The sequence below is a fragment of the Comamonas thiooxydans genome (assembly GCF_002157685.2).
GTDB classification, from domain to species: domain Bacteria; phylum Pseudomonadota; class Gammaproteobacteria; order Burkholderiales; family Burkholderiaceae_C; genus Comamonas; species Comamonas testosteroni_H.
This window is the reverse complement of sequence record NZ_AP026738.1, coordinates 5,752,372-5,772,763: the sequence shown is the minus strand read 5'-3', so window position 1 is coordinate 5,772,763 and position 20,392 is coordinate 5,752,372. Positions and strand designations below refer to the sequence as shown.

The 20,392-nt window shown below is 63.4% G+C and carries 22 protein-coding genes; 15 read left to right on the top strand and 7 right to left on the bottom strand.

Going from position 1 to position 20,392, the window contains the following annotated elements:
* Positions 1 to 63: 63 nt before the first annotated feature.
* Together CTR2_RS26895 and ycaC are read left to right on the top strand one after the other, a co-directional pair.
* Positions 64 to 759, top strand: a complete 696-nt coding sequence (locus CTR2_RS26895; RefSeq protein WP_003066964.1) for an isochorismatase family protein — start codon at positions 64 to 66, stop codon at positions 757 to 759.
* Positions 760 to 798: 39 nt separating this feature from the next.
* The gene (ycaC, locus tag CTR2_RS26890) at positions 799 to 1,428 is read left to right on the top strand and encodes an isochorismate family cysteine hydrolase YcaC (protein ID WP_087085666.1); all 630 of its coding nucleotides are present in this window, start codon (positions 799 to 801) and stop codon (positions 1,426 to 1,428) included.
* A gap of 104 nt (positions 1,429 to 1,532) precedes the next feature.
* On the opposite strand, the gene CTR2_RS26885 is transcribed toward ycaC, so the two are convergent.
* Positions 1,533 to 1,931 (bottom strand): winged helix-turn-helix transcriptional regulator, encoded by a 399-nt coding sequence (locus CTR2_RS26885; RefSeq protein WP_176391762.1) that lies wholly within the window; start codon positions 1,929 to 1,931, stop codon positions 1,533 to 1,535.
* A 162-nt stretch (positions 1,932 to 2,093) separates the two neighbouring features.
* On the opposite strand from CTR2_RS26885, the gene CTR2_RS26880 reads away from it, so the two are divergent.
* Positions 2,094 to 3,101 carry a zinc-dependent alcohol dehydrogenase family protein gene (locus tag CTR2_RS26880; protein WP_087085667.1) on the top strand — a complete coding sequence of 336 codons (1,008 nt, stop codon included), beginning with the start codon at positions 2,094 to 2,096 and terminating at the stop codon, positions 3,099 to 3,101.
* 918 nt (positions 3,102 to 4,019) lie between these two features.
* Here CTR2_RS26880 and CTR2_RS26875 read toward each other — a convergent pair.
* The 3 genes from CTR2_RS26875 to CTR2_RS26865 all read right to left on the bottom strand — a co-directional run bounded on the left by CTR2_RS26875 (position 4,020) and on the right by CTR2_RS26865 (position 6,717).
* Positions 4,020 to 5,084 (bottom strand): sensor histidine kinase, encoded by a 1,065-nt coding sequence (locus CTR2_RS26875; RefSeq protein WP_087085668.1) that lies wholly within the window; start codon positions 5,082 to 5,084, stop codon positions 4,020 to 4,022.
* Positions 5,077 to 5,895, bottom strand: coding sequence for a hypothetical protein (locus tag CTR2_RS26870; RefSeq protein WP_087085669.1), 819 nt, complete (start codon positions 5,893 to 5,895; stop codon positions 5,077 to 5,079). The genes CTR2_RS26875 and CTR2_RS26870 overlap by 8 nt, the downstream gene beginning before the upstream one ends.
* Before the next feature lie 246 nt (positions 5,896 to 6,141).
* Positions 6,142 to 6,717, bottom strand: a complete 576-nt coding sequence (locus CTR2_RS26865) for a flavin reductase family protein (protein WP_087085670.1) — start codon at positions 6,715 to 6,717, stop codon at positions 6,142 to 6,144.
* 103 nt (positions 6,718 to 6,820) lie between these two features.
* Between CTR2_RS26865 and CTR2_RS26860 the strand changes: the two genes are divergently transcribed.
* From CTR2_RS26860 to CTR2_RS26825, 8 genes are all read left to right on the top strand, one after another.
* Positions 6,821 to 7,195 carry a VOC family protein gene (locus CTR2_RS26860; protein WP_003072386.1) on the top strand — a complete coding sequence of 125 codons (375 nt, stop codon included), beginning with the start codon at positions 6,821 to 6,823 and terminating at the stop codon, positions 7,193 to 7,195.
* Between the two features lie 253 nt (positions 7,196 to 7,448).
* A complete protein-coding gene (locus CTR2_RS26855) occupies positions 7,449 to 7,691 on the top strand; it encodes a hypothetical protein (protein WP_019042688.1) in 243 nt (80 codons plus the stop codon).
* 161 nt (positions 7,692 to 7,852) lie between these two features.
* A complete protein-coding gene (locus CTR2_RS26850; protein ID WP_087085793.1) occupies positions 7,853 to 8,464 on the top strand; it encodes a class I SAM-dependent methyltransferase in 612 nt (203 codons plus the stop codon).
* A gap of 72 nt (positions 8,465 to 8,536) precedes the next feature.
* Positions 8,537 to 9,319 (top strand): hypothetical protein, encoded by a 783-nt coding sequence (locus CTR2_RS26845; RefSeq protein ID WP_087085794.1) that lies wholly within the window; start codon positions 8,537 to 8,539, stop codon positions 9,317 to 9,319.
* An 81-nt stretch (positions 9,320 to 9,400) separates the two neighbouring features.
* A complete protein-coding gene (locus tag CTR2_RS26840; protein ID WP_087085795.1) occupies positions 9,401 to 10,237 on the top strand; it encodes a tRNA-uridine aminocarboxypropyltransferase in 837 nt (278 codons plus the stop codon).
* Between the two features lie 156 nt (positions 10,238 to 10,393).
* Positions 10,394 to 11,356 carry a transporter substrate-binding domain-containing protein gene (locus CTR2_RS26835; protein ID WP_087085796.1) on the top strand — a complete coding sequence of 321 codons (963 nt, stop codon included), beginning with the start codon at positions 10,394 to 10,396 and terminating at the stop codon, positions 11,354 to 11,356.
* 50 nt (positions 11,357 to 11,406) lie between these two features.
* Positions 11,407 to 12,177 (top strand): sterol desaturase family protein, encoded by a 771-nt coding sequence (locus CTR2_RS26830; protein ID WP_087085671.1) that lies wholly within the window; start codon positions 11,407 to 11,409, stop codon positions 12,175 to 12,177.
* Positions 12,178 to 12,612: 435 nt separating this feature from the next.
* Positions 12,613 to 13,716, top strand: coding sequence for an acyltransferase family protein (locus tag CTR2_RS26825; protein ID WP_087085672.1), 1,104 nt, complete (start codon positions 12,613 to 12,615; stop codon positions 13,714 to 13,716).
* A 5-nt stretch (positions 13,717 to 13,721) separates the two neighbouring features.
* On the opposite strand, the gene CTR2_RS26820 is transcribed toward CTR2_RS26825, so the two are convergent.
* A complete protein-coding gene (locus CTR2_RS26820; RefSeq protein ID WP_087085673.1) occupies positions 13,722 to 14,384 on the bottom strand; it encodes a DUF924 family protein in 663 nt (220 codons plus the stop codon).
* Between the two features lie 241 nt (positions 14,385 to 14,625).
* Here CTR2_RS26820 and CTR2_RS26815 point away from each other — a divergent pair, with 241 nt between their 5' ends.
* On the top strand, positions 14,626 to 15,201 hold the full coding sequence (locus tag CTR2_RS26815) for a DUF1439 domain-containing protein (protein ID WP_254913490.1): 576 nt from the start codon (positions 14,626 to 14,628) through the stop codon (positions 15,199 to 15,201).
* A gap of 67 nt (positions 15,202 to 15,268) precedes the next feature.
* Here CTR2_RS26815 and CTR2_RS26810 read toward each other — a convergent pair whose 3' ends face one another.
* Positions 15,269 to 16,078, bottom strand: coding sequence for a substrate-binding domain-containing protein (locus CTR2_RS26810; RefSeq protein WP_087085675.1), 810 nt, complete (start codon positions 16,076 to 16,078; stop codon positions 15,269 to 15,271).
* Positions 16,079 to 16,242: 164 nt separating this feature from the next.
* Here CTR2_RS26810 and CTR2_RS26805 point away from each other — a divergent pair, with 164 nt between their 5' ends.
* A complete protein-coding gene (locus CTR2_RS26805; RefSeq protein ID WP_087085676.1) occupies positions 16,243 to 17,127 on the top strand; it encodes a LysR family transcriptional regulator in 885 nt (294 codons plus the stop codon).
* 17 nt (positions 17,128 to 17,144) lie between these two features.
* Here the strand turns inward: CTR2_RS26805 and CTR2_RS26800 are convergent, their stop codons facing one another.
* Entirely contained in the window at positions 17,145 to 18,185 is a 1,041-nt protein-coding gene (locus CTR2_RS26800; RefSeq protein ID WP_087085677.1) for a Bug family tripartite tricarboxylate transporter substrate binding protein, read from the bottom strand.
* Positions 18,186 to 18,421: 236 nt separating this feature from the next.
* On the opposite strand from CTR2_RS26800, the gene CTR2_RS26795 reads away from it, so the two are divergent.
* Together CTR2_RS26795 and CTR2_RS26790 are read left to right on the top strand one after the other, a co-directional pair.
* A complete protein-coding gene (locus tag CTR2_RS26795; RefSeq protein WP_087085678.1) occupies positions 18,422 to 19,144 on the top strand; it encodes a glutathione S-transferase N-terminal domain-containing protein in 723 nt (240 codons plus the stop codon).
* A 148-nt stretch (positions 19,145 to 19,292) separates the two neighbouring features.
* The gene (locus CTR2_RS26790) at positions 19,293 to 20,348 is read left to right on the top strand and encodes a pirin family protein (protein ID WP_087085679.1); all 1,056 of its coding nucleotides are present in this window, start codon (positions 19,293 to 19,295) and stop codon (positions 20,346 to 20,348) included.
* The last annotated feature ends 44 nt before the right edge of the window (positions 20,349 to 20,392 follow it).

The window sequence follows — 20,392 nt, the reverse complement described above, 5'->3', positions numbered from 1 at the left end:
CCTGCAGCGATGCGGCCGGGGAGCGAAACCTCCCCCTTCGCTCCCAACTCCAAGGAGACTTCCATGAGCATCCAGACCGCAGCCATCCCCGCCAATTTCAACGGTGCCAAGCCCGTGATCGATCCGGACAACGTGGCCATGCTGCTGATCGACCACCAAAGCGGCCTGTTCCAGACCGTGCAGGACATGCCGTTCACCACGCTGCGCCGTCTGGCCAGCACGCTGGCCAAGATCGCTTCGCTGGCCAAGATCCCCGTGATCACCACAGCCTCCGTGCCTCAGGGCCCCAACGGTCCGCTGATTCCCGAAATCCACCAGAACGCGCCTCACGCCACCTACGTGGCGCGCAAGGGCGAGATCAATGCCTGGGACAACGAAGACTTCGTCAAGGCCGTCAAGGCCACGGGCAAGAAGCAGCTCATCATTGCCGGCACCATCACCAGCGTCTGCATGGCCTTTCCCTCCATCGCTGCCGTGGCCGATGGTTACCAGGTGTTTGCTGTCATCGATGCGTCGGGCACCTACTCCAAGATGGCCGAGGAAATCACTCTGGCCCGCATGCTGCAGGCCGGTGTGGTGCCCATAGACACCGCGGCCGTGGCCTCGGAACTGCAAAAGACCTGGAACCGCGAAGACGCGGCCGAATGGGCACAGGCCTATACCGGCATCTTCCCCAACTACCAGCTGCTGATCGAAAGCTACGCCAAGGCGCAGGAAGTGGTGCAGAACCACGAAGTGCTGGATTCCCAGCGCGTTTGATTTCCCTCACCCCCTCCATTACCTCTGAAGGAGATCGTAATGAGCAACAAGCCCTATATCCGCCTCGACAAGGACAATGCCGCCGTGCTGCTGGTGGATCACCAGACCGGTCTGCTGTCCCTGGTGCGTGACATTGACCCCGACAAATTCAAGAACAATGTGCTGGCCCTGGCCGACATGGCCGAATACTTCAAGCTGCCCACGATTTTGACCACCAGCTTCGAGACCGGCCCCAACGGCCCGCTGGTGCCCGAGCTCAAGACAAAATTCCCCACGGCTCCCTATATCGCCCGTCCCGGCCAGATCAATGCCTGGGACAACGAGGACTTCGTCAAGGCCGTCAAGGCCACGGGCAAGAAGCAGCTCATCGTCGCGGGCGTGGTGACCGAGGTCTGCGTGGCCTTCCCCGTGCTGTCGGCCCTGGCTGAAGGCTTCGAGGTGTTCGTGATTGCCGATGCCTCGGGCACCTTCAACAGCATGACCCAGCAGGCTGCCTGGAGCCGCATGGAACAGGCCGGCGCCCAGCTCATGACCTGGTTCGGCGCGGCCTGCGAGCTGCATCGCGACTGGCGCAATGACATCGAAGGTCTGGGGACGCTGTTCTCCAACCACATCCCCGACTACCGCAACCTGATCAACAGCTACACCACGCTGACGGCCAGCAAGTAAGCGCAGCGGCTTCAGACCCAAGCCCGCAGGCTTTTTGCAGCCTGTGGGCTTTCTGCTGTCGGTCTATTGAAATTGATAGCTTCTTGTGCTTGATAGGTAAGCGTTCAAGCCTGTTTTTTCTTCAAGTCCGGCAGGCAGCTTGCGCCGTTCTGATCGGCGTCAGGCACGGGCTCGGCCTGAGCAAAGTTCTTGCTGTATGCGATGCCCCAGTTGCGCATGGCGATCAGCACCGGCTGCAGGCTGCGGCCCAGCTCGGTCAGCGCGTAGTCCACGCGCGGCGGCACTTCGGCATACACCGTGCGCTCGACAATGCCGGCCTCTTCCAGCTCGCGCAGCTGCAGCGTCAGCATGCGCTGGGTGATGCCGGGGATGGCACGGCTCAGCTCGCCAAAGCGCTTTTTGCCATGCAGCAGCTGGAACAGGATGATGGGCTTCCAGGTGCCGCCCATGACCGACAGCGTCACCTCCACGGCGCAGCCGCTCTTGCTGTTCAATCGTTTCATGGTCACCTCGCTGCAGTTCTGGACGCCAAGATCGTAGCGCCTGCCGGCATTCATGCATTGCTTACATTTTTAATACTACCCAACAAATATGTTGGTACTGGTGGCTGGAGTGCATTGGCGGCACCATGCAGAGCATCTGTTTCACCTCTTGAGGAACACTCCATGAAAGTCATGCAACTGGCCGCCCCCGGCGGTTTTGAAAACCTGAAGCTTGTCGATCTGCCTGCACCTGCGGCGCCTGCCGCCGGCGAGATCCAGGTGCGTATTCACGCCAGCTCGCTCAACTACCACGACCTGGGCGTGGTGCGCCGTCCCGGCGCGGCAGCCGACGGCCGCATTCCCATGGCTGACGGCGCAGGCCAGGTCACGGCCGTGGGTGCAGGCGTGACGGAATTTGCCGTGGGCGATGCCGTGGTTTCCACCTTCTTCCCGCAATGGCTGTCGGGCCGCCATGTGCCCTCCGACTTCCAGCTCGTGCCCGGCGACGGCGTGGACGGTTTTGCACGCGAATTCGTGAACCTGCCCGCCACCAGCTTTACGCATGCTCCCAAGGGCTGGAGCCATGCCGAGGCCGCCACGCTGACCACGGCCGGCCTCACGGCCTGGCGCGCGCTGGTGGTGGACGGGCATCTCAAGGCCGGCGATACCGTGCTGGTGCTGGGCACGGGCGGCGTCTCCATCTTTGCACTGCAGATGGCCAAGAGCATGGGCGCCACCGTCATCGCCACCACCTCCAGCGCGGCCAAGGCCGAGCAGCTCAAGGCATTGGGGGCCGATCTGGTGATCAACTACAAGGAGCAGCCTGAATGGGGCGACGCCGTGCTGGCCGCCACCGGCGGTCGCGGTGCCGACATCGTGGTCGAGGTCGGCGGCCCCGGCACCTTGCCCCAGTCGATTCGCGCCTGCGCCGTGGGCGGCCATATCGCGCTGATCGGCGTGCTGACCGGCTTTGCGGGTGCCGTGCCCACGGTGGAGATGATGCGCAAGCAGCAAACCCTCAAGGGCCTGATCGTCGGCAGCCGCGAGCAGCAGCAGGACATGGTGCGCGCGCTGGAGATCTTTGGCTGGAAGCCCGTGATCGACAGCCGCTATCCGCTGGAGCAGATGGTGGCGGCCTTCGAGCACCAGGCCGCCGGCAGGCATTTCGGCAAGATCTGCCTCGAATATTGATCGCTGATGGCGCTTTGTGCGCCTGGGCTTGAGGCTGATTGGGCATGTGGTTCTTGTTGGGCCGCATGCCCTTCCTGTTTTGATAGCTGCTTGGTTTGCCTTGCGCTAAGGTCGGTTTGGCTTGAGTTTTTTTCCGGGGACATGCCTTGTCGGCGGACAGAAGGCGGGTCTCGCCCCGCTAGCCGACCTACTTTCTTCTGCAAGAAAGTAGGCAAAGAGCCGGCCCCTGCTGCCCACGTCCCCTTCGCTGCGCTCCGGGGCAACCTGCGCCGTCAAGCTCTTGGAGCTGTGCGGCAAAACTCACTTCGAGCTTCGCTCTCCGTTCAGACAGGTTGCCGCAAATTTGATGACGATGCAGTTGCACTCTGCGGTGCAACTGCCAGCCCCAAGAACTTGCCGTCGCAGGCGTGGGCAAAAGGGGCGATACCGAATGCGGACAGCCAGATGGTTTTTTGTATTTTTGATAGCTGCTGCCGCAATACAGGTAAGTGCTAAAGGCCAATTTCGTCATAACTCTCGCAGGCCGTCTGCTCCCGCATTCCCCCGTGTGTCAGCGCCTGTGGCACGTTGTTCGGGCTGCAGGCAACGCTGCCGCAGGACAGCGTTGCATCGTGCGCTGGCTTGCCGCCGCTTGTCTGAGCGAAGCGGCATGCCGCGCAGCGAGTTGGGCGGCTCCGCAGACTGAATGGCGTGACGCAGGTTTGCCCGGAGCGAAGTGAAGCGTAGCGTAGGGACGCGGACAGTCGGGTCGCCTTTTCTTTGGGTACTTATCTTTTGGCGAAGCAAAAGAAAGTACCTCGGCTGACGGGCCGAGACCCGTCCTCTTTTGCTGGCGACACAGCAAACGGTGAAACCGTCAGCCAAAAAAATTGATAGCTGCAACCGGCCATCACACAAGCGTCATAGCCCAAAAACACTTCAAGTCTCAGTATCCAGCACCACACGCGCCGTCAACGCCGTCCTTCCAGGCGCAGACTCAATCCCCAGCAGTCCGCCGACCCGCGCAATGCGCACCGCCATGGAGCGCATGCCAACGCCCAGGCCCGATGCATCCACGGCCTGCACATCGAAGCCCACGCCGTCGTCCTCGATCTCCAGCAGCAGCTCCTGCGCCTGTGGCTGCACCAGGGACAGGCGCACATGACGCGCCTGGCTGTGCTTGATGACATTGGTCAGCGCCTCTTCGATCAGCCGGGTCAGCGCCAGGTATTGCAGCGCGTTGGGCGGCTGGCTCCAGCTTTGCGGAAACTGCCAGTCGCAGCGCACACCAAGGGCCTCGAACAGGTCGTTGAAGCGGCGGCGCAAGGGGGCCAGCCATTCCTGTGGCGTGGCGGGTACGCGCACCTGGGCCGAGGCATTGCTGTCTATGCTCTGGCGCAGATCGTTGCGGATGAGCTTGAGCATGGACAACACCTGGGGCCGGGTCAGGGCATCGCTGCCCTGCTCGACGGAAGCAATCATGTGGACCAGCTCGCCGCCCAGGCCGTCGTGCAGATCGTGGGTCAGGCGCAGGCGCTCCTGCAGGCGCGCGTTGGAGAGCTTCTGGGCCTCCAGCTCGGCGCGCAAATGCTCGGATTTTTTCTGCTCGGTGATGTCGAAGGTGAAGCCGATCAGCGCCGTGGGCTGGCCCTGTTCGTCGCACAGCACATGCACCACTTCCTTGACCCAGACAAAGCGGTTGTCGCTGGTCAGCGCACGGTACTCGGCCTCGTGGTCCACACCCGCCAGGCACAGCTCCACGCAGCGCGAGACGGTTTGCTCGCGCTCGTCGGGGTGGATGCGTTCGGCCCAGTCGTTCACGGTCTCCCAGCTCTCGGGGCTCCAGCCCAGCAGATCGGCGATCTGCGGGCCGATATAGCTGTATTTCTTCGTGGTCCAGTCAATCTTGAACGGAATCGCCAGGGTGGATTCCAGCAGCGTCTGGTAGAGGCCGTTATCCGTGTCGGGCTCAAGGGTGCGCAGGCGGGGGCGGGCTTCAAGCATGGGGCGCTCCTGTCAGATCGAGAAGAGGGTGGGTGGTGGGCAGCTCGTTCCAGAACCAGTAGAAATAGCCGCCTTCGGTCTGCAGCAGGGTCTGGGTTTTGACGCTGGAGCGCTCTATCCCGCGCCAGCAGGCCAGGGCCGAGTTGCGGTTGCCGTGCAGATCCAGGCAGGTCTGGCCGGGCAGGCTGGGCCGGGGCGGCACATACAAGGCCATGCCGCGCGGCAGCCAGAGGTCGGCGAGACAGATTTTCTGCTGCTGTGGCCAGTACTTTCCCACCGAAATCACCAGCGGCAGGTGAGGGTCGATGGAGGTGAAGACATGCGGGAAATCGTGATGCTCGAGATCGGTGCAGACCTTGCCCAGCAGGCGGTAGCCGGTTCCCTCATAGGGCGAGCGGTGCCCGGCAAACATGCCGTACTCATAGTCGACCAGCGAAAGATGGGGCTGGGGGCTGGTAATGCGAACTCCCTGGCCCGGCTCTATCAGCGTCATGCCGAACGCCGCTGCAGTTTGATGCGTGACTGCAATGGCTTCGTACTCGACCTGATCGGCCTGGAACTCCAGCCGGGTCTGATTGCCGTACTTGGGGTCGGGGCGGGTGGTGGTCGCAGAAAGGACGCGGTATGCGTTGCCGATGACGGCCGCCGGGTCACTGGTGGCAGGCTCCAGCAGCTGCAAGCCTGTGGGCGGTTCTGCGCAATAGTGCGGGAACCCGTGGATATTGCAGAAAAACGGTGTCTGCGACAGATCGACCGACGTCGGCGCATCTTCCTTGATGAACAGCACGGGATCAAAAAACTCTTGCGCCATTGCCTGTCACTTCACGGTGATTGATAGCAGAGATCGCTGCCCTATGCGGCGGTACGGCACCTGCAGTCATGGGTTGTTTGATATGTCAGTCAGTGATGCAGTCTAAATCAAGGCGGTTACAAATACCCGGGTGCGCAGGTGCTGCGGGCCAGGGCGCCTGAGGGTGTCAGTGACCGCCACGGCAAAGTGCGCATTATTTGATAGCTGTCAGCGCTTGATACATAAGCGATACAGCCATAAAACCTTCTACTTCACGAGCACCGACTCGCCAATCGCGAAGAACTGCCCGCCGGCCACATAGTGCAGGGTGCGCAGCTCGGCGGGGGCGGAGCCGAACTCCCAGTGTCCGTTGCGGAACACGCGCTCGTCGGCCCAGGCCGCCACGACTTCGGCGATGAACAGGTCATAGCTCTGCTGGTTGTGCGGCTCGGGGATCAGCCTGCAGACCAGCCAGGCGGCGCAGCCTGCCACCAGCGGGACCTCGAAGCCCGGTGCATCGAACAGTTGCACGCCATGCTTGGCGAGTTTGTGGGTCTCGGTCGCGGCGCTGTCCGTGCCTATGCCCACCGTCAGGGCGGCCTGGGGTACGGTGGGCAGCTGCAGGGCGAAGAGGCCGCTGCCCTCGACCAGGACGCGCGTGCGCGTGGCCTTGTCGAGCACCACGCTGATCTTGGGCGGAGCGAAATCGAGTGCGCAGGCCCAGGCAGCGCTCATGGCGTTGCGCTCGCCCGCATGCTGGGCCGAGACGATGACCGTGGGGCCGTGATTGAGCAGGCGGTAGGACTTGTCCAGGGGAACCGGGGTGAAATGGTCTGGCAGCATGGTGGGCTGAATATGGGTGACAGAAGAGGGCGGCAAGCTCCCGTTACGATGGCTTGCTGATTTCCCATCTTCGCCCGAAACAGGGCTTTTCCAGGAGACAACCATGTTTAGCCACATCATGCTGGGTGTAAATGATCTGGAGTCCAGCAAGCGCTTTTACGACGCGCTGCTGGGTCAGCTGGGCATTGCGCCCGGCGTTGCCAACAAGAACCGATTCTTCTACCGCAGCCCCACGGGCGTGTTTGCCATCTCCACGCCCATCAACGGCGAGTCGGCCAGCTCGGGCAATGGCGCGACCACGGGCTTTCTGGCCCAGTCCACCGATCAGGTGAACGCGGCCCATGCGGCAGGCCTGGCAGCCGGTGGTGTGTCGATCGAGGACGCGCCGGGCTGGCGCGGCGACTCCATGTATCTGGCCTATCTGCGCGACCCCGACGGCAACAAGATCTGTCTGGCCTATCGCCCCGCCAAGGCCTGATCCAGGCTGACTGAACCAGGGCCGCGCAAGCGGCCTTTTTTTGTCTTCAGAAGTGGGACTCAAAAACAGGAGCTGTCTGCGCTTTCCGGGTAAGGCCTTGAGCCCCGATTGGCAACAGGGAGCGCGGCCATGCCCGACCTGCAAGCGGTGATGCTGCGCCGGCTGCCGGTGCAAAACCGGTGCAGGCGGCACAATGGCTGCTTTGCAGCGCGGGCGGATGTCCGGGGCATGCACCACATTCAGTATTTTTTTCATGACCAACACCACCACTCCTGCCGAAGACCATCTGTGCGACGCCTGTGCCGGCATTCAGCGCAACTGGCGCAAAGCCCCCGGCCATGCCGAACTGATGCAGCGCGGCAACCGTAAGGAGGAGCGCGGCTCGACCACGGCGACGGTGACCCGTTATGTCTGCGAGCGCTGCGGCACGGTGTGGGACTACGAGAACAACAAGCAGGACCAGCGCAAGGGCTGGTCCGTGGTCGGCCGAATCTAACCCTCTGAGGCGGGCGCTACGCGCTTTCCTCCGGATGAGGCGACAGCCTCGCTACGGGGCGGGGCCGTCCAGGCCCTTGCTGGCTGTCTCTTTCCCGAGTCAGCATCAGGTTTTGAAGTTTCGGCGTCTTCGGGCGCCGTTTGTTTTTTGAAGGAGGCTGCGTGCAATCAGCAAGCAACGAGTGGTTTGACGAGGCGTATTACCAGCGCTTTTACTTTGACAAAAAGACCAGCGTGATCGACCCCGAGCACGCGCGGCGGCTGGGTGCGTTTGTCTGCTCGTATCTTGCGTATCTGCGCGTGCCCGTGCAGCGGGTGCTCGATGTGGGCTGCGGCATCGGTCTGTGGCGCGAGGCGGTGCAGATGCACTTCCCGGGCGTGCAGTATCAGGGCGTGGAGTTCAGCCCCTATCTGTGCGAGCGCTATGGCTGGGAGCAGGGCTCGGTGGTGGATTGGCAGCCCAAAGACGGCCGGCCTTTCGATCTGGTGATCTGCCAGGGCGTGCTGCCCTATCTGAGTCCGGCCGATCTGAAGAAGGCGCTGGCCAACCTGGGGCGGCTGTCGCGCGGCGGGCTCTACATCGAGGCCGTTGCGCGCGAGGACTACGAGCGCGACATCATCGACGAGGAACTGACCGACCCGCGCCTGTACCGCCACCGTGCCGAGCTGTATCGCCGCGGCCTGCAGCCTCACTTCAAGGAGCTGGGCGGCGGCGTGTGGCTGAGTCGTCAGGCCGATATGCCGCTGTTCGAGCTGGAGTGCCTGGGGGGCTGAGGCCTGGCGTTCTTGGTGATTTCGGGGCCTGCACCTATATTGCGGGGCTTGCGAACTCACAAGGATATGCAGATGCCTCATCGCTGGATCAAACGCTGCGCAGTCTGGACCGCTGCCATGGCTGGCGCAGCCCTGCTGCTGGCCTGCTCGGATTCCAAGACCGAGGGCGCCGCGCCCCCGGAACAGGCACCGGCCGCTGCGCCGGCCCCCGCGCCTGCGCAGCCCGCTGCCGAAGCCAGGCGTGTGATCGACCAGCTGTTCAGCACCGAGACCATAGGCATGAATCTGGCCTATGCGCAAAAGATTGCCGGCCCGGCCATGCGCTCGGAGTTTCACCGCCACCAGTTCCGTGCCGACGGCTGCGATATCACCCTGGTCAGCGACGAGGCCGACAAGGTGATCGAGTCTGTCGAGGTCGATATCGCTCCCAGCTGCAATCTCTCGCTCAAGAGCGTGCTCAATGTGTCCGAGGGCCAGCCCGATATCAAGCTCGGCGATCTGACCTTTGGCGGCTTCGAGCCTCTGCTGGACAGCCGCTACTACGCCGACTGCCTGACGCTGTGCGGCAATGCCGCCGACCCCGTGGTCTATCTGGAGGCCAAGGGCTCGCGCCTGACCAACTTCATCAATTACTCGGTGCAGGCCCCGATGGTGGACGGCAAGGTGCTGGATGCGACGGCCGCCTGGCGCGATGCCATGGTCAAGGCCGAGTCCGACGACTATGTGCTGGACACGCGCTTCAACTGCGAGCCGAACCGCTTCAGGAACGTGATCTCTGCCGGACTCAGGAATGCCAGACCCACGGTATTCAGCTTCGGCCGCGGGCCGACCTTCGAGCAGGGCGACTGCGACTAAGCGGCGCTCCTGCCGCATCAGCACTGGAATTGGCAAAGGCGGGACAATCCGGGCATCTGTCTGAACCTGCTGGTGTCCGTCTTGCCCGCTTCCACGCCTTTGTCCCTTGCCGCTCTGACCTCGCAGAAAACCCTTGCCCCCACGCTGCCCCCACATGCCGTCTCGCGCTTGCGCCAGGCGCGGCTGGCGCGCAGCACGCGGCCGTTTCTGGCGCGCGGCGGCCCCAAGGGCGAGCGCTGCGAGGGCTGCCGTTTGCGCCCCTCCCACTGCATGTGCGCGCTGCGGCCCGAGCTGGCCACGCGCGCGGCCTTCTGCCTGCTGATGCATGATGCCGAGCCGCTCAAGCCCAGCAACACGGGCTGGCTGATTGCCGACGTGGTGCAGGACACCCATGCCTTTGGCTGGTCTCGCACCGAGGTGGACCCGCAGCTGGAGGCCTTGCTGGCCGATCCGCAATGGCAGCCCTATGTGGTGTTTCCCGGCGAATATGCCGAGCCTGCAGAGCGGGTGCTGGAGACGCTGGAGGGTGGCGACAGCCGTGCGCTGCAGCCCGGCAGGCGTCCGCTGTTCATATTGCTGGACGCGACCTGGTCCGAGGCGCGCAAGATGTTCCGCAAAAGCCCGTATCTCGATGGCTTTCCCGTGCTCAGTCTGCACCCGGATCTGATCTCTCGCTACCAATTGCGCAGGTCCAAGCGCGACGACCATTTCTGTACCAGCGAGGTGGCGGCCCTGTGTCTGGAGCTGGTGGGCGATGCCGGCGATGTGCTGGCCGGCCAGGTACTGGAGAGCTATCTGGGCGTGTTCACCGAGCGCTATCTGCGGGCCAAGCACCAGCAGCCGGTCGATGAGGCCAGCAGCGTCCACCAGCGCCTGCGTGAACTGATGGGGGCCGTCACCGCCAAACGCGAGGCATGAGGCGACGCGCAGGCATAAGCATTCCACTCAAAGCGATAAGCGAGCAACGACAATCGGCTCAGGGCCTCATGACTGCATGAGGTGTGTGCCGGATCGGGTGGTTGATGAGCGCCGATGACCAGGGGTCTCGGCGCTTTTGTTTTTCGGGAGTGGGTGATGGGCATGTCCTTGAAATGGGTTGGGCTGGCAGCAGCGCTGGTATGTGCGGTTTCGGCCATGGCTGCGGGCAAGGCCGAAGCGGCGAGTTCCAATATCGGCTCCGGTATCGATACGGCAGTGGATCTGTCCGCATCGCCCACGCTGCAGCGCTGGCAGGCCGGCGGCACCGTGGTGCTGGGGGTACGGGAGGCGGCAGTTCCCATGTCCTATGCGATTGGTGCCAACGAGAAGTTCGTCGGCTATCACATGGACCTCTGCGAGCGCGTGGTGCATGCGATCGCGCCCAGGGCCCAGATCAAATACATGGTGCTGACGCCGCAGAACACCATGCCGCTGATCAACAACGGCACGGCCGATTTCAATTGCGCCAGCATGACCAACAATCTCACGCGCCAGAAGCAGGTGGCGTTTGGCCTGACCACCTATGTGAGCGAGGTGCGCATGGCCGTGCGTGCCGACTCGGGCATCACCTCCTTCAAGCAGCTGCAGGGGCGCAATGTGGGCGCCATCACGGGAACGACGGCGGTGCAGATTCTGCGCAAGTACGCCAGCGACAACGAACTGAACTTCAAGACGCTGATGAGCAAGGACCAGTTCGAGAGTTTTCTGATGCTGGAGTCGGGTCGCGTCGATGCCTTTGTGCTGGACGACAACATGCTGGCCGGCGTGATCGGCCAGAGCAAGAGTCCCAAGGGCTACAGGATCGTGGGCGAGGTGATCGGTGCCGAGCCGATTGCCATCCAGTTCAGCAAGAACGACCCGCAGATCAAGAAGGCCGTGGACGGCGCCATTTTGCAGATGATCCGCTCGGGCGAGCTGCACAAGCTCTACAACAAATGGTTCATGCAGCCGATTCCGCCCAAGAACGTGAACCTGAACCTGCCCATGGGCGAGGTGCTCAAGAAACAGCTGGCCGTGCCCAACGACACGCCGCTGGAGCAGTTCGTATTGCCCCAATAAAGCAGCAGGCCCACATCAGCCGATAGACTGCAAGGCAAACCTCAAGGGGAATGATTGCCGTGCTGGAGTACCTGGTCTATCCGCTGATTGCGCTGCTGTTCGTGGCGGTCTTCACGCGCGAGGTGATTGCGCCCGCCTCGCGCAATCTCTGCGACCGGCGCTGGCTGATCTATAGCAGCGCCCTGGGCGCACTGACGCTGGTCTGCACGCTGGCGCTGGGCTGGTTGCTGGAAGACCGGATTCGCCAGCATGCGCTGCTGGATGTGGGCGCGCGCTGGAACCCGCTGCTGGTGGGACTGCTGAGCTTTTTCATCACCAGCTTTGTCTTTTACTGGTGGCACCGCGCCACCCATGCCTCCGATCTGCTGTGGCGCGTGTTTCACCAGCTGCATCACAGCGCGCGGCGCATCGAGGTGCTGACCTCGTTCTATGCCCACCCGCTGGACTCCTGCGCGGCCATGCTGCTGAGCGTGATTTCCAGCTATTGGGTGCTGGGTGCCAGCCCGGCGGCGGCGGCCGTGGCCCTGGGGCTGACGGCGGCCTTCGACCTATTCACCCATGCCGATCTGCGCACGCCGCGCTGGCTCGGCTATGTGCTGCAGCGCCCGGAAATGCATACCGTGCACCATCAGCATGGCCACCATGCGCAGAACTACGGTCTGCCGCTGTGGGACATGCTGTTCGGCACCTGGACCAACCCCGCCGAGCGCGCGCAGAAGCTGGGCTTTGATGACGACAAGTCCGAGCGCGTGGCCGAGATGCTGCTGTGGCGCGATGTGCACCAGAGTGCGCCCGCCTGCGGGCGCCGCAAGTCATCCTGAAGCTTCGAAATTGATAGCTGATGGTGCCGATGGGTGGAGCGCGGCCTGCTGTTTTTGTTCTTAATTGTTAACACGGCTTGGCAAGACCCTGCCAGAGCCCGGCAAGCTCCGCTCCCTGCTTGGGCCGGTGGCAAAAATCTGTTCAAATGGGCACGGTCTGTTCACCTGTCAACAGACGCCAAGCCGTCTGGCTGTGGGCATTCATAACAATCTGCCGTCTCACCGTCAGTGAGCTGAAGCAGACAAATCGCCTGCCAGGTTCCGGCACCCCCGAGCGCGTTTTCATGCGCTCAGTGACCCCCGGGTCGCTGCAAAGAGCTGTTACTGCCTCTTTGCTCAAACTCTGAATACTGCTTCAGCCATGTCTTGTGCATGGCTGTGATTGTTTGTCTGCAAGCCCGGCCCGTGCCCGGGCGAAAGGAAAGGTGTCCGGTTTTGGTGGAGTCGGCGTTCAAGCTGCGCTACAACCCAGCGCTCGATGGATTGAGAGGCATAGCCATTGTGCTGGTGCTGCTCTCGCATGCACATGCCCCGATGTTCGATGGCGCCTTCTTCGGCGTCGATCTGTTCTTCGTGCTCAGCGGCTTTTTGATCACCTCGCTGCTGCTGATGGAATACCAGCAGCATGGCAAGCTCGACTACTGGCGCTTTTACCGCCGCCGCTTCTTCCGGCTCATGCCTGCGCTGGCGCTGTTTCTGGTTGCGTACTGCGTGTTCGCCCCCTTTATCTGGCCAGACCTCACGGACATCTATTCGGACGCCCTGGTCTCCATTCTCTATCTGGCCGATTACGGCATTGCCTTCTTCGACAGTCCGGACACGCTGCTGCATATGTGGTCGCTGTCGGTGGAGGAGCATTTCTATCTGATCTGGCCGCCGCTGCTGGTTCTGCTGCTGCGCAAGGCCACGCCGGGCCGGGTCTGGGCGCCGCTTGCGGCGCTGTGGCTGCTGAGCACGCTGTGGCGCATCTTCTGGGTGGTGCAGGGCCAGCAGTTCTACGAAATCTTTTTCCGCTTCGATACGCGGGCCTCGGGTCTGCTGGCCGGCGCCTTGCTGGCGGCGCTGATGATGGAGCGCCCCCAATGGGTCGAGCGTCTGCAGTCGTTGCGCGCCTACACCATGTGGTTTGTGCTGGCCGTGCCGCTGATCATGGAGCTGGAGTGGGACAACCAGCACGCCATGGTCTGGGGCATCACGGTGGTGGAGTGTGCCGCCCTGGTGGTGCTACTGGCCGTGCAAAAGCCCGCGGGCCTGGTCTATGAAATGCTGACGGCGCCACTGCTCATCAAGCTGGGCCAGCTGTCCTATGGCATCTACCTCTGGCATTACCCGGTGGTGCGCTATCTGCGTGCCGATTACTCCTGGCCCGTGACCGTGGTCGCAGGCCTGCTGATCTCTACCGCGCTGTCGGCGCTGTCGTTCTACACGCTGGAGCGCTGGGCCATGCGCCACCGCGATCTGGGGGCGAGCAAGAGGCCCGAGCGCCAGCCTCAGGCACGCCAGGAACCCGCGCTGCGCGAGGCTACGCGCAGCTCGTGATTGCCCTAGAAGCCTGAGCCGGGCTGGGCCAGGTACTCGGCCTCCTCGGCGGTGCTGGCGCGGCCCAGAATGTGGTTGCGGTGCGGGAAGCGGCAAAAGCGCTCTATCACCACCTGATGGCGATGGGCGTAGTCCAGCGTTCCGGCCAGATACTCGCGCAGTTCGGCGTCCGTGGCACTCTGCAGCAAAGCCTCGAAGGCGGCCACGCTGCGTTGCTGCATGGCCGGGTCTTCGGCATGTTCCAGCGGCAGATACATAAAGACGCGGGCCACCTCGGGCAGCAGTCGGTCGCTGCCGGCGTCCATTGCCTGCAGCGCCAGTGCCAGGGCCTGCGCGTCACCTGCAAAGCTCTTGGGAGTGTTGCGGTGGATATTGCGCGTGAACTGGTCCAGCAGGATCACCAGTGCCAGCTGCTGCCACGGACCCTGTGTGCTCCAGTGCTGCAGTGCACCGCCCAGAGCGGCCTCCACGGCAGTGCCGAAGCGCTGGCGCAGCTCCTCGTCGAAGGCCGCCGATTTGGTGAACCACTGCGCCTTGTGCTTCAGGGCATCGGCATTGCCGGGCCTGGGGCTGCCGAACCACTGGGTCAGAATCTGGTCGGGCAGGCTGGTGTCCTGGGCGGCGGCGGTCAGCGCCTCATGGCTGAGGGAAGAGGGATATGCAGTCATGCAAATCATTGTGCATGCACTGCCACTAGCGTTGACAGTCAACCCTGGATGGCGTCGGACGTTAGATAACAGTCTTTTACCTGCAGATTGCGTCAGATAGGGAACTGCGAACACCCATCGAGACTCTGTGGAATAGCAGGCTCGGAGACAATGGATTGCTCAAAAACCATAGCTGATAGCGTTGGTTTATCAAGCGTTTGCACGGGTTTTGAATCAGGTTTTACGGAGTTCGGTGGTCGTGATGAATCGGCGCGCATGGTTGGCGGTGACAGTGTTGGGATTGGGAATGGCTGCCACGGGCTGCTCGGGCAAGTCCGTGCCCAGCAGCGTGAGCGTGAGCCAGCAGAAGCTGCAGGAGATGCTGGCCAGGCGTTTCCCCAGACAGTTCCCCGTGGCAGGGCTGTTGCAGCTGGACCTGAAGGCGCCGCAGCTGAGCATGGTGCCCGAGCGCAATATGCTCAACGCCGTGATCCCGGCCGAGCTCAGCGGCAAGGTGCTCAAGGAGCAGTACAGCGGCCTGCTCAATGTCGATTTCGCGCTGCGCTATGAGCCCACCGACCGCACCTTGCGCGCCTACCAGATCAAGGTCAACCAGCTCAGCATGGACGGGCTGTCGCCCGCGCTCAGCGATATGCTGGGCACTTATGCCACGGCCTTGGCCGAGCAGGCCATGGGCCAGGTGGTGCTCTATCAGCTGCAGGACCAGGATCTAGCCCTGGTCGATGCGCTGGCGATGGAGCCCGGTGCCATCACCGTCACCGCCCAGGGGCTGACCGTGGCCCTGGTGCAGAAAGCCAGCGCGGGCAGCAAGCGCTGAGCTGCCAGGCGACAAAAAAGCCCGCAGGCGTCTGCCTGGCGGGCTTTTTTGCGGGACCGTGTGGCGCTCAGCGGGGCTTGGCGACGGGCTCCAGGCCGGTTTCGCGGATCGTCTTGGCGGCGGCGGGCGAGGTGTAGTACTTGAGCAGTTGCTCCAGCCCCTGCGGGTTGGTGGAGGTACTGGCCGTGCCGGCCGAGAAGATGGTGTAGTGCTGCACCGAATCGGGCAGGGTTCCGACATAGCTGATGCCCTCGATGGGCAGCAGCTCGCTGACCTGCTGCAGGCCGATTTCGGCCTCGCCTCGCGCCACGATGGTGCCCACGCGCTCGGTCACGATCTTCCTGCTCTTGGGCATGACCTGATCGTGAATGCCGAGCTTCTTGAGCATCTGGGTTTCGTAGTAGGTGCCGCTGGCGCTGGCCGAATAGGCAATGCTCCTGGCGTTGAGCAGCACCTGGCGCAGCTTGTCCTCGCTGCTGATGTCGGGGATGGGGGCACCTTTCTTCACGGCCACGCCCACGGCAGAGCGCACCAGGTCGATCTGGGTGCCGTTGCGCACCAGGCCCTTGGCGGCCAGATCGTCGAGCGCACCACGCGCCAGGATCACCACGTCAGCCTTCTCGCCCTTGCTCAGGCGGTTGGGAATGGAGGTGGGCGAGGCACCCATGGACGAGCCATAGGCCGATTCCACCACCAGGCCGGTCTGGGCCGTGAACTGCGGCGCCAGCAGCTTGTGCGCAGCGGTGAAGCCGCCCGAGGTCATCAGGCGCACGGGCTCCTTGGGCGTACTGCTTGGCTGCTGGGCGCAGCCTGCGGCCAGGGCCACGGCGCTGATCAGAAGGGCTCGGCGGACGGTGAAAAGGGGAAGCGGCTTCATCAATGTCTCTCTGTATTGGGCCGGTCTGGATAGGCCTGGAACCCTTATTGAATCAACGCAGACAGCTACGGTTGTCATAGCTTCTGCGGCTGACCGGATTGTGAAAAGCTGCGGTCTTTGCGTCCAATACCGTTTGCGTCTGGACTTGATACGAAAATCGTCCTATGGATTTGCGCCGTCTGACCTGTTTTCTGGCTGTGGCCGAGGAGCTGAATTTCAGCCGTGCGGCCCAGCGCTTGCATATGAGCCAGCCCCCGCTGAGCCAGCAGATCCGTCTGCTGGAGCAGGAGATGGGGGCGCAGTTGTTCGAACGCTCGCGCCGCGCCGTGGCGCTGACGCCGGCAGGCCTGTTGCTGCAGGACAAGGCACGGCAGATCGTGGAGCTGCACCAGCAGGCCGGCGAGCTGGTGCGCATGGCGGCCCATGGTCTGGCGGGGCGGTTGCGCATCGCCTTCACGGCATCGGTGCCGTTGTTTGACGAGTTCTCCACCATGTTGCGCGACTTTCGCAGCCGCCACCCGCAGGTGGAGCTGGATCTGCAGCATATGACCACGGGCGAGCAGATCGCGGCGCTGACGGCCGGGCAGATCGACATCGGCTTCATGCGCCCCTCGCCGACGTTTCGCATCCCCGTGCCGATCCGGGAGCAGACGCTGTGGCGCGACGAGCTGAAGCTGGCCCTGCCGGTGGCACATGCCAAGGCGGCTGCGGGTGAAGCACTGGCACTGAGCAGCCTGGCCGATCAGCCATTTGTGCTGCACCCGGCCGTGCTCGGCGGCGGTCTGCACGAACATATTCTGGCGCTGTGCAGCGAGGCCGGCTTTGTGCCGCGCATTACCCAGCCGGCACGCGAGACCTCGACCATGATGGCGCTGGTGGCCGCAGGCCTGGGTCTGTCCATCGTGCCCAGCGTCTATGAGCGCATCTGCCCGCCCGGCGTGGTGCTGCAACCGCTGGCCGATGCCGCGCGCCACTCGCGCATTGCGCTGGTCAGCATGCAGCAGGCGCCATCACCCTGCGTGCAGATGTTCTGGCAGTTGCTGCGCTAGGGCGGCGTTCGCCGATATCAGTCCGCGCGAATATCGGCGGCTCGGATGACGTCGCCGAGTTCCCGGGTTTCGGCCTGGATGAAGCTGCCGAACTGTGCCGGTGTTCCACCCAGGGGCGTGGCACCCATATCGGCCAGCGTCTGGGTCACCGCAGGCGTGGTCAGTGCCTTGTTGAGTGCGGCGCTCAGCGTCTGGATCACGGCCTCGGGCGTTCCCTTGGGGGCTACCAGACCCCACCATACGGTGGCCTGTACATCCACACCCAGGGAGCGTGCGGAAGGCACCTGGGGCAGCAGGCGCGAGCCATTCTTGTTGAGCACAGCCAGTGCGCGCAGGTTGCCGCTGTTCACATGGCCCGCGACTTCCAGTGGATTGATCGCCATGAAGTCCAGACGCCCGCCCAGCAGGTCCGTCACGGCGGTGGATCCTCCCTTGTAGGGAATATGGACGCCCTTGAACTGTCCTGCCTTTTCCAGCAAGGCGCTTGCCATATGGCCCGAACTGCCAACGCCTGCCGTGCCATAGGACAGAGCGCCGGGCTTGGCCTTGCCCGCTGCGATCAGTTCGGCCAGGCTTTTGTACGGTGACTTGGCGTTGACCACGACCACCAGTGGCGCCTCGCCGATGCGCCCTACCGGAATCAGGTCGGTCGCGGGGTCGAAGCTGAGCTTGGAGTACAGCGCCTTGTTGGTGGTCAACGTGTTCGAGGCCGTCAGCAGCGTATAGCCATTGGGCGCGGAGCGTGCCACTGCCGCCATGCCGATATTCGTGCCGCCTCCGGGCTTGTTTTCCACCACGATGGACTGACCCAGAAACTCCGCCATGGGCGTGGTGACTAGCCTGGTCACGATGTCCACGCCTCCAGCCGGCGCATACGGCACGACGACCGTCACGGCGCGCTCTGGGAAACCTGCGGCGGAGGCCGCGCCGCCAGCCAGCAGCAGCCCTGCACCTAGCGCGGCGGCCAGGCCCAGGGCGCGCCGCCGGCTTGGCAAAGCGCAGGCAGGCGTCGTTGTGCTGGCGAAGAAGGAATCGGGCTTGCAAGCTAGCTGATGCATGTAATGTCTCCGTGGTTCACTTTTTGTCAAACACCCAATATCACCGGCTCAGGCACTGGCTTCGATGAGGGAATCTGCGTACCCGCATCTGGCCATCCCAGCCATCGGCAGCGCTGCCTGCAAGGCAGCATGACAACCGTTAGGATGCTCGGGCGCTCTGTGTCGTGGCTTGCCAGGCCACGCCGCCAGCCCCTTGCGGGGCCGCAGAGATTGCCAACACGCTCCGAAGGAAACCCATGACGCAACCCCAAGTCCTCGCCGATTTTTCCGTGACCCGCAAATGGCCCGCGCAGCACCCCGAGCGCATCCAGCTGTACTCGCTGCCCACGCCCAATGGCGTGAAGGTGTCGATTGCGCTGGAGGAAATGCAACTGCCCTACGAGGCGCATCTGGTCAGCTTTCAGACCAATGACCAGCTCACGCCGGAGTTTGTCGGCACTTTCCCCAACAACAAGATTCCCGCCATCATCGACCCGCAAGGTCCGGGCGGAAAGCCGCTGGCACTGTTCGAGTCGGCCGCCATCCTGATCTACCTGGCCGAGAAGAGCAGCAGCCCGCTGCTGCCCGCCGACCCCGCTGCGCGCTACGAGACGCTGCAGTGGCTGATGTTCCAGATGGGCGGCGTGGGACCCATGTTCGGCCAGGTCGGCTTCTTCCACAAGTTCGCGGGCAAGGACTTCGAGGACAAGCGTCCGCGCGACCGCTATATCAACGAGTCCAAACGCCTGCTGGGCGTGCTGGAGCAGCGCATGCAGGGCCGCGAGTGGATCATGGGCGCGCAGATCACCATTGCCGACATTGCCATCTGGCCCTGGGTGCGCAATATGGTCGACGAGAACGGCTACAACGCGGCAGAGCTGGTGGGCTGGAGCGGGTTCCCCGAGCTGCAGCGCGTGCTCAAGGCCTTCGTGGCCCGCCCGGCGACGCAAAAAGGCCTGAACATTCCGCCGCGCGGCTGAGCGCCGACTCGGGCAGTTGCAGGCTGGCCGTTGTTGCAAAAGCGGCAAGTACTGTCCCAGCGGTGATGTCTTTCAAACCCGTGGGCTGGCCTTATCTTCGAGACTTCAGGCCCTGCAGCTGGCAGCGGCCTCTCAAGAGGAGAACTCCATGACCACGAATCGCCCACCCATTCTGGAAAGCGCCCCCCTGGGGCCGCGCTGGCCCTGCCTGGACCCTTTCCTGTTCTGTGCTCACCACGATGACAGCTATCCGGCCAGCAACGGAAAGATGGGCGTGCAGGCCGTGGAGTTCGAGGGGCGCGAGATGGGCAGCGACTTCAGCGCCCGCAACGGCTTCTCCATGTACCACGGCGAGCCGATCCCGGGCTTCCCGGGCCATCCGCATCGCGGTTTCGAGACCGTGACCCTGGTGCGCAAGGGCCGCATCGACCATGCGGACTCGCTGGGCGCGGCCGCGCGCTTCGGTGGCGGCGATGTGCAGTGGCTCACGGCCGGCAAGGGCATCCAGCACTCGGAGATGTTCCCGCTGCTGAACAGCGACAAGCCCAATCCGTTGGAACTGTTCCAGATCTGGCTGAACCTGCCCGCCAGGAACAAGATGGTGGAGCCTCACTTCACCATGTTCTGGAACGAGCAGATTCCGCGCCTGAGCTTCAGCGATGCGGCGGGCCGCAAAACGAGCGTGACCGTAGTAGCTGGTGCCCTGGACGGGGCGAACGAGGCCTTGCCGCCTCCGCCCGAATCCTGGGCTTCCCAGGTCGGCAGCGATGTGGCCATCTGGACGCTGGAGCTGGAGCCCGGAGCTCGCTGGACCCTGCCCAGGGCAGCAGGTGATCAAACTCACCGCATGCTCTACTTTTTCGTAGGCAAGAGCATGACTGTGGGTGGCGAAGCCGTGGACGGACATCTGGCCATGCATGTCGACGCTCAGCGTGAGCTGGAGCTGGTCAACACCGGCGATGTCAGTGCAGAACTGGTGCTGCTGCAGGGCAAGCCGATTGGCGAGAAGGTGGCGCAATACGGCCCCTTTGTGATGAACACGCAGGAGGAGATCATGCAGGCCATGCAGGACTACCGCCGCACCCAGTTCGGCGGCTGGCCCTGGAAGGACAGTGACCCGGTGCATGGCGCCGAGAACCGCCGCTTTGCGCGCTACCCGGGGGCCGACGTCGACGAGCAGCCTCCCGTGCTGGCTGCCACCTGAAATTTCGCTGCTGGAGGCGGTTGCTCAAACGCTGCGACAATGTG